This window comes from Streptomyces sp. NPDC050287 (assembly GCF_044459385.1).
Lineage (GTDB): Bacteria > Actinomycetota > Actinomycetes > Streptomycetales > Streptomycetaceae > Streptomyces.
The window spans coordinates 684,508-699,136 of record NZ_JBITIY010000001.1 but is presented as its reverse complement, the minus strand read 5'-3'; the positions used below and the strand labels follow the sequence as shown (position 1 = coordinate 699,136).

Below are 14,629 nucleotides of genomic sequence, written 5' to 3'. Positions count from 1 at the left end.
GGGGACCGGTGGCCTCAGTAGTGGTAGCGGGCCTTGAGGATCTTGACTTCCTTCTCGTCCACCCGGTACACGAGCCGGTGCTCGTCGTCGATCCGGCGTGACCAGTAGCCGGACAGGTCACCCTTCAGGGGCTCCGGCTTGCCGATGCCGAGGGGTGCGCTGGATCTCGGCGATCAGCCGGGTGATCCTGCGGGCCATGGCGCGGTCCGAGCTGAGCCAGAACAGGAAGTACTCCCATCCGGCCGGGTCGAAGTGGACGCTCCTCACCCGTCACCCGCCAGCTCTTCCAGCTCGGCCATGGTCCTGGTGATCACGGCCTCGCCGGACCGGTCCCGTGCGATGGCTTCCATGAGGCTGCGCGCGTTGGCGGGAGAGCGCAACAGGTAGACGGTCTCCTGCCAGGAGTCGTAGTCCTCGGCGGACATCAGCACAGCGTCGCCGTTCTTGGAGCTGATACGCACGGGGGTGTGGTCGTCGTTGACGCGCTTGATGAGCGGGAAGAGATCCTTGCGGGCCTCGCTGGCGCTTATGGTCATCTGCGGCACCCTTCTCCTGGTGGTACTGGGAAATGGTACGGCAATGGTACGACATTGTCGTACGAGTCGCGGAGCGAGAGGTCTTCGGCAGTCCCGATCTGATGCCGGTGGGCAGGGGTGCGCAGGTCGCCGGTTGATCGAGCGGTATGAAGGCGGGTATACAGCGCAAGGGGGAGTAAGCGCCTGCCCGCGGCCGGACGCTCCGGCGCGGGTGGGCAGCGGCCCGCCTTCGCTGTGGTCGGTCGGCTTCGCTGTCGTCGGTCGGACAGACAGCGGACATCCCGCACGATCGAGGACGAGCGGTGGCGGAGACCACCAGATGGAGAGCGTGACCGGTAATGGCCCAGCAGCCGCCCTTCCTCCGCGATGTCATCGACATCAAAGAGAACATCTCCACCTCGGACTTCGTGTTGTCCCTTGCCGAGGCGACGACACCCGAGGGCGCCCAGAACGCGCTCAAGGACTACGTCGTCACCGAGCGGCTGCTGGAGAACTTCGACGAGGCGCTGGCGCTCATCAAGTCCTCCCTCGACGGGCACCGCTCCAAGGCGGCCTACCTGCACGGCTCGTTCGGTTCCGGTAAGTCCCACTTCATGGCCGTGCTCTACGCGCTGCTCAGCGGCGACCCGGCCGCTCGCGCCCGTACCGAGTTCGACCCGGTGCTGACCAAGCACGAGTGGCTGACCACGGACGGCAAGAAGTTCCTGCTGGTGCCGTACCACATGCTCGGTGCGAAGGCCCTCGAACAGCGGGTGCTCGGCGGGTACGTCACGCACGTCAAGAAGCTGCACCCGGACGCCCCGACCCCGCAGGTGTACCGGACCGACTCCCTCTTCGCCGATATCCGGGCCAACCGTGCCACCTACGGTGACGAGGCGGTCATCCGGGGCCTGGGCGGGAGCGACGCGGGCGACGGCGAAACGGACGAGTGGGGTGAGGGCTTCGCCTGGACGCCCCAGCTCCTCGACACCGCCCTCGCCGCCGAGGAGAACCACGAGGGGGGCACCCCGCTCAACCTCCGTAACCCCTCGACCCCGGCCGAGCTGCGCGCCAAGCTGGTCAACGACGCCAGCACGAACCTGTTCCCCGGCTTCGCGAAGAACGCCGTCGAGAACGAGCACGGCTTCATCTCCCTGGACGCCGGTCTGTCCGTCATCGCCGAGCACGCCAAGTCGCTCGGCTACGACGGCCTGATCCTGTTCCTGGACGAGCTGATCCTCTGGCTCGCGACTCTCATCCACGAGCAGAAGTTCGTGGCCCGCGAGGCCAGCAAGATCACGAACTTCGTGGAGGGCGGCGACGCCCGTCGCGCCATTCCCGTCGTGTCGTTCATCGCCCGCCAGCGCGACCTGCGGGAACTCGTCGGAGAAGAGGTGTCCGGCGCGGCGGAAGCCTCCATCCAGGACACCCTGAACCTGGCCTCCGGCCGTTTCGACAAGATCACCCTGGAGGACCGCAACCTCCCGCAGATCGCTCACGCGCGCATCCTCAAGCCGAAGGACGCCGAGGCGGAACGGCTCGTCGACGCGGCCTTCGAGCAGACCAAGCGGGTCGGCACCCAGGTCTGGGACACCCTCCTCGGCTCGGAGAAGGGCACCACCGGGGCGGACGCGGAGTCGTTCCGGCTGACGTACCCGTTCTCGCCGGCGTTCATGGACACCCTCGTCCACATCTCGTCCGCGCTGCAGCGTTCCCGTACCGGTCTGAAGCTGATGGGCCAGCTGCTCGCCGACCACCGCAACGAGATCAGGCTCGGGCAGCTCATCCCGGTCGGTGACCTCTACCCGGTGATCGCGGCCGGTGGCGACAAGCCGTTCACCGACAGCCTGAAGGTCGTCTTCGAGGCCGCCGACAAGCTCTACAAGACCAAGCTGCGGCCCTATCTCCTCAGTTCGTACGACATCACCGAGGACGATGTCGAGCAGTACGTCAACAGGCCCGAGGCCATCACCGACCCGCAGCGCCTCAACCGTTGCCGCATGTTCGTCGGTGACAACCGGCTCGTGTGCACTCTGCTGCTGTCGGCGCTCGCGCCCAGCGTGCCGTCCCTGGCAGAGCTGACCATCCGGCGGCTCGGCGCGCTCAATCACGGGTCGGTGCTCGCGCCCATCCCGGGCGCCGAGGTCGGCATCATCAAGAACAAGGTCGCCGAGTGGGCGGCCAGGTTCCCCGAGATCAAGGAGACCGGCACCGACGCCAACCCCGGAGTACGGCTGGAGCTCTCCGGTGTCGACGTCGACTCCGTCATCGCCAACGCCCAGGTCAACGACAACCCCGGCAACCGGGTCGCCCTCGCCCGGCGTCTGCTGTCCGAGGAACTGGGTGTCGAGCACGGGCAGTTGAGCGACCAGCTCGGCTTCGTGTGGCGTGGTACCTCCCGCACCGCCGAGATCGTGTTCGGCAACCTTGCCGACGAGGACGAGCTGCCCGACCACGACCTGATGCCGCAGGAGGAGGGCCACTGGCGTATCGCCATAGATCTCCCCTTCGACGAGGGCAATTGGGGCTGGGCAGAGGATGTCGAGCGCATCCGGAGGCTCCGCGAGCGCCAGCAGGGTGAGCGGTCCCGTATCGTCGCCTGGCTGCCCGCCCATCTGTCCGCGCAGCGCTTCGCCGACTTCCGGCGTCTCGTCGTCATCGACAAGGCCCTCGCTGACGAGCACCGCTTCGACACCCAGTACGCGGGCCACCTCAACGCCGACAACCGCAGCCGTGCCAAGGGCCTCCTCGAAACCCAGCGCGAGGCTCTGCTCAAGCAGGTCAAGGGTGCCTTCAAGCAGGCGTACGGGCTCGCCCAGAAGCAGGTCGCCGACGTCGTGCCCGATTTCGACGACCACCTTGTCCCGCTGCCCGACGTGGACGGCCTCACCTTGTCCTTCGGGCAGAGTCTGCACGACGGCATCCGGCACGTCGCGGGCAAGCTGCTCGCCCACCAATACCCGGCGCACCCCGACCTCGACCCCGACGGCACCGGCACTGCGGTCAAATCCGCCGACACCCGCAAGGTGTTCACCCATGTGCGGGCCGCCGCCGAGGCGCGTGACGGGCGGGTGGAGGTGCCGGCCGTCGACCGCAAGCTCATGCAGCGGATCGCCGGGCCCCTGCGCCTCGGACAGCAGAAGGAGGCGTACTTCGAGCTGTCCCGCTACTGGGCCGACCACTTCCGCCAGCTCGCCAGCGCCCAGGGCGTCACCGGGGACCTGTCCCTGATCACCCTGACCGACTGGACGGACAAGCCCGACCCGCGCGGCCTGCCCGACTTCCTCGCCCGGCTCGTCGTCGCCGCCTTCGCCGAGATGGACGACCGGGTGTGGGTGCGCGGCGGCACCGTACTCGACCCCGCGCCCGAGCTGTCCGCGATCAAGGACCATGACGCGCTCCGCAGCCAGCCGCTGCCCGCCGAGTCCGACTGGGACACGGCACGGGAGCGGTTCGAGACGATCTTCGGGCAGAAGGCTCCCGCCCTTCGGCGCGGCCGGATGGTCAACCAGTTCGCCCGCCAGATCATCGAGGCAGCCCGCGCCCACCGGGACCACGCGGCGGACCTCGTGCACCAGTTGGAGGCCCACGCCTCCTTCCTCGGCCTCGACCAGACCGCCGAAACCGGGCGGCTCGCCCTCGCCCGCCGCTCCCTGCAACTGCTCGACGCGCTCACGGCGGAGGCGGGCAAGGGCGCGGCCGGGGCGAAGAAGACCGTGGAGGGCCTCGCCTCCTTCGACCTGGGTGAGACCAGCGCCGACCGGTACGGGACCTCCATCAAGCAGGCCCGCAGCGTCGCGGAGGCCGTCGCCTCCGCGCCCTGGAGCACCCTCGAACTCGCCGCCGGACTCGGCCCCGAGGGCGAGGCCCTGCTCGACTCGCTGCGCAACGTGGCCCGCGACGACCAGCGCACCGCGGACCTGCGCGACGCTCTAACCCGAACCCAGCGCGAGGTTGTCGCGCTGGTCAAGCGCAGCCAGGCCGCCGCCCAGCCGTCCGCACCCGTCGTGCTGCCTCAGCCCACGGCCGACGACCTGTCCCTGAACACGCCGACCAGCGACCCGCGCATCCCCTACGCCCCGCCGGAGACACCCACACCGGCCTCCTTTGGCAGCGGCTCCGCGCGGACGTCCGGTGGCCGCCGTACGACCGTGGCACGCGCCGCCGTCGACCTCCAGGCGGAATTGTCCGAACTGGCCGCGCGCCACCCCGACGCGACCATCGAGATCACCTGGCAGGTCGTCGAATGACGGACACCGTCGCCGTCGCCCCGGGCGCCGTACGGCTGAACACCGCGACTGTCACCCAGTACCTGTCATCGCAGTCCTCTCTCGCCGCCTCCCTGACGGGAGACGGAGCGGGCAGGCGCCGCGTCGTTCTGCTGCGGTCCGCACCCCAGTGGGACGGCCCCGCCGAACCGGCCTGGGGCGAGGGCCGGACGGCCGGTGTCGCGGTGGCGCCCTCGCCGCTCGCCGTCCATGAACTCGTCCTCGAGCACCTGGCGGGCCGGCGCCCCGGCCCCGCCGTCCTGGTCGTCCTCACCGACCGGGAGCAGAACGAACTCGACCCGGCGATCCTCGCCCGCGTCCACAAACTGCGCATCGACACGGTCGACAGCTGGGACGTCGTCCGTGAGGCGTTCGGCGCCCGGCAGATCGACCCGCGTCTCAAGGGCGTCAACTGGGCCGCCGAGGCCCTGCTCGACGCCACCCCGCCCGGCGGCTGGCCATCCGTGCCCGGCGGCTGGCTGTCGAGGCAGTACGCCCTCACCGCGCTCGCCCAGCGCCGCCTGCGCCTTGGCCGCTACGACACCGAGGGCGGCCCGTGGCGCATGGGCGGCGACCGGCTCGACGCGCAGACCCTGCTGCACTGGTCGACCCGGCCCGGCGCCCCCGAACGGCTGCTGGGGCTGCGCGGCCCCGAGCGCGCCGGACTGACCGCATTCCTCGGTGAGGAGGACCAGGCCGGCCCCGCCGGACGCGCCCTGCTCGCCCTCGTCGACGCCGAACGCGGAGCGGACGCCGCCGCCTTCGGTCTCGTGTGCGCGGCCCTGTGGCAGCATGCTGAGCCCGCCCCGGAGACCTACCAGGCCCGGGGCCGTGCCGAACGCTACTTCGGCGACCAACCCCCAGCGGTGGGCGAACAACTCGACACTTTGGTGGCCGTCTTCGGCCGGTTCGCCGAGGAGTACGTGACCACGCTGCTGGCGGCCGGACACCGCAACGGCGGCGCTGACGCCGACCAAGCCCGCGAGGCACGCCGCACCACCGGCATCGTGCTCGACCAGGCGGCCGTGCTGGCCCGCCAGTTCGGCGCGGAGGCAGCCGTCGCGGCGAGCCCCGTTCTGCGCGGCGGACTCGAGGCCCGGTTCACCGCTGTCGGCCATGCCCTGGTGGCGGGTGACACGGCGGCGGTGTCTGAGGCCGTACGGCGCCTGGCGGACCACCGGCTCGCCACGGACCCGGAGGAGTCCGCCCGCATCGAACGCGCCCGTATGGGGCAGCGCCTCGCCCGCTGGCTGGCCACCGACCCGCCCGCCGAAGTGCCCACAGTCGCCGACGCCATACGGCGGCACATTGCCGAGACCGGCTGGGCGGACCTCGCCCTGGAGCACATCGAGGCCGGTGGCGACTCGGACCCCGTGCTGAAGGCCGCCTACGACACCCTCGGTACGCGCGTCAGAGACCGGCGGCGGCAGATAGACGCGGCTTTCGCACGCACACTGGCCGCCTGGACGGAGGCCGGCACCCAGCCCGGAAGCATGCTCACCGTCGAGACCTTCCTCGACCGCGTGGTCGGCCCGATGGTCCGACGCGGGGAGGAACGGCGGGTGCTGCTGCTCGTTCTCGACGGCATGAGCGCGGCCATAGCGAACGAACTCGGCGAGGAACTGCGCCGGTCCTGGGCGGAGTTCGACCCGCTGTCCGAGGGCGACCCGCATCGTCGGGCGATGGCGGCGGCACTGCCCACCGTGACGGCCGTGTCCCGCACCTCGCTCTTCTCGGGCACGCTGATGAAGGGCACCCAAGCCGACGAGAAGCGGCTCTTCCCCGCACTGAAGCTGTGGAGCGGGGCCCCGGCAGCGGTGTTCCACAAGGACGACCTGCGCACCGAGGAAGCGGGCGACACCTTCGGCCCGGCGCTCACGGAAGCGCTCGCCGACGGCAAGACCCATGTCGCCGTCGTCCTCAACGCCATCGACGATCGCCTCGCGAAGGAACAGAAGCTCGGCGACGGAGCCTGGCGGGTGGACGACGTCCCTGGCCTTCGCGACCTGCTGGGGATGGCGGCGGCGCAGGGAATGGCCGTCATCGTCACCAGTGATCACGGCCATGTCGTCGACCGACACGGCACCAAGGTCGACGCAGTCGCCGAGCCTGCGTCCGCCCGACACCGCCTGCCCGGCGACGGCCCGCTCGCCGAACAGGAGGTCGCGCTCTCCGGGCCGCGCGTGGTGTCGCCCGAGCCCGGTGCGTCCATCGTCGCCCTGTGGGACGCCGACTCCCGTTACACCGCCGTCAAAGCCGGCTACCACGGTGGGGCCTCCCTCGCCGAGTTCACCATTCCGGTGCTCGCCTTCCTGCGGTTCGGAGCGGAACCCCCCAAGGGATGGCGGGAGCTGGGGGACCAGCGGCCGGTCTGGTGGGCTCCGGAGGAGGCGGGGAGACCGGTATCGGGCGGGCGTGCGGCCCAGACGGCCGGAGCGGCTCCGAAGAAGGGCACCGCGAAACCCCGGAAGAAGCAACCCGAACCCGGGACGCTGCCCGACGCGCTCTTCGACGTAGCGCTGACCGCGGGAGGAGACGATGCCCTGCTCACCCTGACCGCCGTATCGAGGACCGAGGCACTCGTGACGGCGCTGCTCGACTCGGAGACATACCAGGCACAGCTCGACGGTCTGGCCCGCAAACCGCAGCAGGAACCGGTCCACAAGGCCCTCGCCGCCCTGCTCGACGCGGGCGGCACCCTGCCGGTGACCGCGCTCGCGCAGCGTGCGGGCATGCCCACCACCCGGGGCGACGGCTTCGCCGCGGTCCTGAGGCAGCTCCTCAACTACGACGGCGTACAGGTGCTGGAGACCCTGCCGGACGGGCGCACACTGCGGCTCCATGAGGCTTTGCTGCGCGAGCAGTTCGCCCTCCGGACGGGCTGACAGCGTTTGGGGTGCCTCTGGCGTTGCCTGGCGGCACCCCGACGGTGTGTTAGCTGCTCGTCTGACGGAGGTCTCGCGCGTGCAGGCGGCGAACGTGGCCTACTGCGCCTGAGAGAAGGCCGGCACGGACTTGTTGCTTCGTCGCCTCAGGCCACGAACGCCCGCAACAGTTTCGCGAAGGTCGTCAGCTCGTCGATCATCTCCTGTGGAAGCGGCTTCTCGTCGAAGTGGGCGATCCGGTTGCGGATGTCCTTCACTCGCTTCAGGCGGCCGATGAACTGCTCCCTGGGCATGTTCGGCCACTTCAGCGCTTCCCAGTTGGCGTCGGCGGCTTCGGCCAGCGACGTCTTCGTCTGGTCCCCGTCCAGGAGTCTCAGGTAGTCGCCGAACATGAGGTCGGAGACCTGGCCGGTGCGGTGCTCGGGCTTCTTGTTCGTCTGGACGGTCTTGATGCTCTCCTGATCCAGGGCCGCGCCCAGGCAGCGGCGCAGCAGGGACTCGATCTCCCCGACGATGAAGAAGGGCCGTGCCGCTCCCTCGAAGCGGTCCGTGACGTCCGCGGCGGTGACCAGTCCCGAGAGACAGCCGTCGTCGCCGCGGACCAAGAGGTAGCCGTGTTCGCGGATGACGGGCAGGGCGGAGAAGAACTCCTGCCGGGTGTCGGCGACCGGAAGGGAGTCCTTCTCCATCGCGTTGTCCAGCGTCGGCTGCTTGCCCGCCTCGTACATCTTGGCGACGGACCCCCAGGTGACCACTCCATGGATCTGCGCCATGCCGGTGGTCACCGGGACCTGCGCGACGCCCTTCGTACGCATTAAGAACGTCGTCTGCGCCAGGGGTGTACCTGGACCCACGGACACGAGGCCGCGCCGCGCCGACGGAATGTCCCCGAGCAGAAGACGCTGCGGAAGGGCGGCCGAGGGCAGTGCCTCCTCCGTCTCGTCCTCCTCCGCGTCGGCGGGGGCGGCCTGCGCGGGGACGGACGCGAGCGGCACCACGTCGACGTTGCTGCGCAGGCCGCAGACGGCGAAGTCCGGCAGCGTCGTCAGCCCGGCGTCCGTGAGTGCCTGCGAGATGCGGTGCACCGTCCTGTGGTCGCGGACTCTGACCTGGAACAGGTCGAGGATGTCCTGAACGGGGACGTTCCTGCCCTTGAGCGCGGCCAGGTTCTGCCCGCTCGGTGAGGTCGTCATCGGGCGTCGCCCTCCGTGAGGTCACGGAGCATCGTCTTCTTGCCCATCGCGGCGTGCACGAGGTCCTGCAACTGCTTGGAACGGTCGTTGTAGAACCGTTCGTAGTCGTTGTCGCGGAGCGCATCCGGATCGATGAGGTGGGTGGCGAGTACGTCGTCGAACCATTCGGGGCGCATGTCGGAGGCCGCGACCATGGTGGACAGATAAGACGCCGGCGCCCCGGTCATGTCCATCGCCGCGCGGTAGGACAGAGGGGTCTTGTTCACGATGGAGTTCGTGGGCAGGTCCTGGCTGTTGCCCCTGCGGAACCAGGTCTTGGGGAAGATCTGCCGGACGTCCACGCTGTACTCGTCGAGTCGGCCTGGGCTGAGCGGGCTGTCCGTGTAGTGCCAGTCCACCGCGCCCTGCTTGACCAGCAGGGCGTAGATGCCCTTGTAGGCGGCACTGTTGCGGGTGGTGAGGCTGTCGAGGCGGTCGGCGAAGAAGAACGCGTCCGTGACGGTGTCGGGCGCCCGGTCGTCGTGCGCGATCCAGGGGACGAGCTGCTCGACGTCACGGGTGAAGCGGGTCTCAGTGGAGCCGCCGTACATCTCGCCGAGGACTCCGCACCAGTACCACTGCTCGGTCTTCTCCTCCGCTCCCAGGCTGTCCAGCGCCGTGTCGAGGATGGCGCGGACGGCTGCGAGCGGTACCAGTTGGGTCTTGTACGGCAGGTCGCTCGGACGGACGATGCACTGCCGTTCCAGGAAGTCGCCCACCCAGGCGAAGGCGTCGGCGAGTTTCGGCGCCAGGCGGACGAAGTCGACCAGCGGGAGGTCCAGCAGATCCCGGCGCTTGCAGGACACCGTCGCCCCGGTGCCCGCCTGTTTCCGTTCCCAAGTGCGTACCAGGGCGATGGCCTGCATGAAGTCGATGCTGCTCAGCCCGTTTTCGATACCGCTGTCAAGACGGCCGAAGACCGGGTACTTGGCGACCAGCCCCTGCTTGATCTCCCGCCACACTTCGGGGAGTTGGTAGTAGTCCCCGGTCTCTTCCACGTAGTCGCGGTCCCCGGCATAGGTCGCGGTAAGCAGTTCGAATACGTTGAGGGGCACACCGCCCGTGTTGACACGCTCGAACACCGCGCAGACAGCGTCCATGGAGGTGGAGGCCGCCAGCCGGATCATCGGGACCTGGAACGCACGGACCTGCTGGAGGACCGCCTCGTCGAACTGGCCCCACAGGTCCCAGTTCCGGTCCTCGTCCGCCTTGATGTACGACATCATCCACTGGTTCACACGCTGCGCGTCGAAGGCGAGGTGCAGAGGGAAGAGGCCGGCCGCGCACTCGGCGTCCCTGGTGCTCAGGTCCAGCACGACCGTGCGGTTGAAGTCGGTGCGGAGCACCTTGTCCGCCGGGACGGACAGGATGGCCTCGTCGCGGTCCGCGGACGGGCCGACGGTCTTCGCGATGTCGACGTAGTACCACCGCTCGATGGGCTTGCCCCGGGCGTCCGCGGTCTCCACGGGCGCGTCCAGCCACAGTGCCTGGAAGAGGGAGGTGAGGCGCTGCTGCCCGTCCAGCAGGAGAAGGTCCGCGCTGGGATCCCCGTCCGGGTGCGCCCCGGTGAGTGTCCGAGAGCGGAACCGGGTGGCGCCGCCGGTCTGCAGCGTCATCACCACGCCGAGCGGGTAATCGAGCGTCACTGTCGCGATGATCGCGCGGATCCGGTCGTCGTCCCACTTCCAGTTCCGCTGGAAGTCGGGCAACTGTAAGGAGCCCGATGCCACGTCCGCGAGTACGTCCCTCAGCTTCACATTGTCCAGTGCCGCCACGTTCGTCCCACTCCCCACCCTGGCCTATGTACGGAGAGTGATTCCAGCAGTGTCCTCGGGTAATCGTCAACTGATTCAACGAGGTAGGCGGCTCGCCACAGGGCCCCGTGAACCGCCAGTCGGCCAGCAGTCGGCTTCCGGTCCCCGTACGGCGGTGCCCGTAGAAATGGAAGACTGGTTCTTGTGAGCACCACCGGATCCCAGCGCCCCGCACGGGTGAGCGCCGCCCGCCGCCGCACCGTCATCGACGCACTGCGGCGCGGTGCCGTGCCCGACAGCGGACTCGACCTGCTGGCCACCGGACTCGACCGGTTCGAAGCAGCCCTGGACGCGGAACTGGACGCCGTGGCCTCCGGCGGCTCCGTGTTCAAGGCCGTGCGGGGCGAGTACGGGTCCGGCAAGACGTTCTTCACCCGCTGGCTGGGGGAGCGGGCCAAGCGCCGCAACTTCGCCGTGGCCGAGATCCAGATCTCGGAGAACGAGACCCCACTGCACCGGCTGGAAACGGTCTACCGGCGGCTCACCGAACGGCTCACCACCTCAAGTTTCCCAGCCAGCGCGCTGCGGCCGGTGGTCGACGCCTGGTTCTACGCCCTGGAGGAGGACGCCCTAGCGGCCGGTGCGACCGAGGACGAGCTTCCGAGTGAGGTGGAGAAACTGCTCGTCGCGCGGCTCGCCGAGGTCTCCCGGCACGCACCGTCCTTCGCCACCGCCCTGCGCGGCTACCGGGCCGCGCTCGCGGACGGCGACGAGGCCACCGCCGCGGCCGTCCTGGCGTGGCTCGGCGGCCAGCCCCACGTCGCGGCCTCCGCCCGCCGGGCCGCCGGGGTGCGCGGAGACCTCGACCACTTCGGCGCCCTCGGATTCCTGCAGGGGCTCCTCACCGTGCTGCGCGACTCCGGGCACACCGGGCTGTTCGTCGTCCTCGACGAGGTGGAGACGTTGCAGCGGGTCCGGTCGGACGCCCGCGACAAGGCACTCAACGCGCTCCGGCAGCTCATCGACGAAGTGCACTCCGGCCGCTTCCCCGGCCTCTACCTCGTCATCACAGGCACCCCGGCCTTCTACGACGGACAGCAGGGCGTGCAGCGCCTGGCCCCGTTGGCTCAGCGGCTGGCCACCGACTTCACCACCGACCCGCGCTTCGACAACCCTCGCGCCGTACAGATCAGGCTCCCCGGCTTCAACCAGCAGTCGCTGGTCGGACTCGGCATAACCATTCGTGACCTGTACGCCGATGCCGCAGAAAAGCCAGAGCGGGTGCGGAAGATCGTCGATGACGCATATGTCGCGGACCTCGCGGTGGCCGTCGGCGGAGCGCTGGGCGGCAAAGTCGGGGTGGCCCCCCGGCTGTTCCTGAAGAAACTCGTCGGGGACGTACTCGACCGCGTGGACCAGTTCGACGACTTCGACCCCCGGCAGCACTACCGGCTCACCGTCGCCGGCAGCGAACTCACCGATGTCGAGCGGAACCTGGCCGCCACGGTCTCCGGGAACTCCGCGTCGGCCGATGACATCGACCTGGAGCTGTGATGGCGGACGCGAGACTCCCGGCCGGGAGAGACCCGGGTGACGAGGATGTCGACGTACTGGACCGACTTGACCCCGTCGTCCTGCACCACATCGTCAACACACTCGGCTGGCCCGACCTGCGCCCCCTGCAACGGTCGGCGATCACCCCGCTTATGGAGGGCCAGGACGCCGTACTGCTGGCTCCGACGGCGGGCGGCAAGACCGAGGCGGCCTGCTTCCCCCTGCTGTCGGCCATGGCCGAGCAGAAGTGGACCGGCACATCCGTGCTGTACCTGTGCCCGCTCAAGGCACTCCTCAACAACCTGGTCGGTCGTGTCGACGCGTACGCCCAGTGGTTGGGGCGGCGCGCCGCGCTCTGGCACGGCGACACCAAGGAATCGCAACGGCGGCGCATCCGGAGCGAGGCGCCGGACATCCTGCTGACCACGCCCGAGTCGCTCGAAGCGATGATGATCGGCGTCAAGACCGACCACGACCGTCTGTTGGGGAGCGTGCGGGCCGTCGTCATCGACGAAGTGCACGCGTTCGCAGGGGATGATCGGGGATGGCACTTGCTCGCTGTGCTCGAACGGTTGGAGCGGGTCACCGGACGGCCCATCCAGCGCGTCGGGCTCTCGGCGACCGTCGGTAATCCGGTCGAGTTGCTGCACTGGCTGCAAGGCGCGGGCGTCGGCAGCCGCACCGGTCAGGTGGTCGCCCCTGGAGTGCACCTGCCGGCCACGGGCGGCAGCGGACACGGCGACAAACCGAGTCCCGAGCCGTCCACCAGGCCCGCGGGCGAAGTGGAACTCGACTACGTCGGCTCCCTCGACAACGCGGCCAAACTCATCGCGGCGCTGCACAGGGGAGAGAAGCGGCTCGTGTTCTGCGACTCGCGCCGGCAGGTCGAGGAGTTGGGCGCGGCGCTCCGGGCGCGCGAGGTGACTGTCTTTCTGTCTCACGCCTCGCTCTCCGTCGATGAACGCACTCGCTCCGAGCAGGCGTTCGCCGAGGCGCGCGACTGCGTCATCGTCTCCACGTCAACCCTCGAGCTCGGCATTGACGTCGGTGACCTGGACCGCGTCATCCAGATCGACTCACCGGCCTCCGTTGCCTCGTTCCTGCAGCGCATCGGCCGCACCGGCCGACGTCCCGGGAGTGTGCGGAATTGCTTGTTCCTCACCACGCGCAAGGACACACTGCTGCAGGCGGCGGGCCTGTTGCTGCTCTGGTCGCGAGGTTGGGTGGAACCGGTCCTCCCCCCGCCAGAGCCGCGTCACCTGGTGGCCCAGCAACTGCTTGCCGTCACCCTGCAACAGCACAAGCTCGGCGACCGGTTGTGGGACCGGCAGTGGAACGGCCTCGCCCCCTTCGACAAGTCGGCTGCCCCCATCCTGCGCTTCCTCACTGAGGAGGGCTTCCTCGACAGCGACGGTGGGATGCTGTTCGTCGGCCCCGAGGCGGAACGGCGCTTCGGCAAAAGGCACTTCATCGAACTCACCGCCTCCTTTACCGCGCCTCCGCAGTTCACCGTCCTGTCCGGACGCACGGAGATCGGCCGCACCGACCCGAGCGTGCTCACGGAGGAACGCCCCGGCCCCAGGCGATTGCTACTCGGTGGACGCAGTTGGCAGGTCACGTACATCGACTGGCTACGCAAACGCGTCTTCGTGGAGCCGGCCGACGGCGGCGGGATCGCCAAGTGGATGAACGGCGGCATCGCCGGACTGTCGTACGCTCTGACGCGTGCGATGCGCGAGGTGCTGCTGGGCATGGCCCCGCCGGTCTCCCTCACCCGGCGTGCGGAGGCCTGTCTGGCCGAACAGCGCGAAATAGACGCACCTGACACCGTCCACCCGGGCGGCACGTTGATCACGCGCGTCAGCTCCGATGTCCGTTGGTGGACCTGGGCCGGCTACCGCGCCAACGCCACGCTGGCGGCCACCCTCCAGTCGGTCACCGACCCCCTGCAACGGCCCACCGACAGTTGGCTGCGCCTGCGCGAGAACCTCACCCCGGCCGACTGGCGTGCGGCCCGTGAAAACGTTGGCGAGAACCTCGTCTTGCCCGACGTGGACCGCCGGGCCGTACGCGGCCTGAAGTTCTCCGCCGCCCTACCGGAACGCCTCGCCGTGGCCACGGTGGCGGCCCGCTTGGCCGACTTCGAGAGCGCCCGCTCGGTGCTCGGTGAGTCGGCGCGCTTTCAGTACGACGGCTGAATGAGAAATGCTGGGAGAACGATGAGGACTGCGGGACCTGAGTGGTTCGCCTGGTCCAAGAGCAGCTACAGCGGCACCGAGGGCGGCGAATTTGTGTCGAGGCCGCCGTATCCCCGGCACTGTCCACGTCCCCGATGCGAAGGCGCCCGCCCGAGCCCAACTCTTCTTTCACAGTTCCGCGAGTGGGCCGCGTTTGTGGACTTCACTCCCGGACGCTGGCGCA

General features: G+C 69.4%; 7 protein-coding genes and 1 pseudogene. 4 read left to right on the top strand and 4 right to left on the bottom strand.

All coding sequences use genetic code 11. From position 1 onward, the window contains the following. Positions 1-14 precede the first annotated feature (14 nt). Both ACIBK3_RS03125 and ACIBK3_RS03120 read right to left on the bottom strand, forming a co-directional pair. Positions 15-267 (bottom strand): annotated as a pseudogene (locus ACIBK3_RS03125) (Txe/YoeB family addiction module toxin). Next, on the bottom strand, positions 264-536 hold the full coding sequence (locus ACIBK3_RS03120; RefSeq protein ID WP_062647777.1) for a type II toxin-antitoxin system Phd/YefM family antitoxin: 273 nt from the start codon (positions 534-536) through the stop codon (positions 264-266). Before ACIBK3_RS03120 ends, ACIBK3_RS03125 begins: the two are co-directional and overlap by 4 nt. A gap of 338 nt (positions 537-874) precedes the next feature. On the opposite strand from ACIBK3_RS03120, the gene ACIBK3_RS03115 reads away from it, so the two are divergent. Together ACIBK3_RS03115 and pglZ are read left to right on the top strand one after the other, a co-directional pair. Beyond that, entirely contained in the window at positions 875-4,765 is a 3,891-nt protein-coding gene (locus ACIBK3_RS03115; protein WP_399361284.1) for a phage resistance protein, read from the top strand. Then, on the top strand, positions 4,762-7,668 hold the full coding sequence (gene pglZ, locus ACIBK3_RS03110) for a BREX-2 system phosphatase PglZ (RefSeq protein WP_399361282.1): 2,907 nt from the start codon (positions 4,762-4,764) through the stop codon (positions 7,666-7,668). Before ACIBK3_RS03115 ends, pglZ begins: the two co-directional genes overlap by 4 nt. A gap of 146 nt (positions 7,669-7,814) precedes the next feature. Here the strand turns inward: pglZ and ACIBK3_RS03105 are convergent, their stop codons facing one another. Both ACIBK3_RS03105 and ACIBK3_RS03100 read right to left on the bottom strand, forming a co-directional pair. Beyond that, a complete protein-coding gene (locus tag ACIBK3_RS03105) occupies positions 7,815-8,861 on the bottom strand; it encodes a CBS domain-containing protein (protein WP_399361280.1) in 1,047 nt (348 codons plus the stop codon). Next, positions 8,858-10,675, bottom strand: a complete 1,818-nt coding sequence (locus tag ACIBK3_RS03100) for a DUF262 domain-containing protein (protein ID WP_399361278.1) — start codon at positions 10,673-10,675, stop codon at positions 8,858-8,860. The genes ACIBK3_RS03105 and ACIBK3_RS03100 overlap by 4 nt, the downstream gene beginning before the upstream one ends. Positions 10,676-10,858: 183 nt before the next feature. Between ACIBK3_RS03100 and brxD the strand changes: the two genes are divergently transcribed. Both brxD and ACIBK3_RS03090 read left to right on the top strand, forming a co-directional pair. After that, the gene (gene brxD, locus ACIBK3_RS03095; protein WP_399361276.1) at positions 10,859-12,208 is read left to right on the top strand and encodes a BREX system ATP-binding protein BrxD; all 1,350 of its coding nucleotides are present in this window, start codon (positions 10,859-10,861) and stop codon (positions 12,206-12,208) included. Next, positions 12,208-14,406 carry a DEAD/DEAH box helicase gene (locus tag ACIBK3_RS03090; RefSeq protein WP_399361275.1) on the top strand — a complete coding sequence of 733 codons (2,199 nt, stop codon included), beginning with the start codon at positions 12,208-12,210 and terminating at the stop codon, positions 14,404-14,406. The genes brxD and ACIBK3_RS03090 overlap by 1 nt, the downstream gene beginning before the upstream one ends. Positions 14,407-14,629 lie beyond the last annotated feature (223 nt).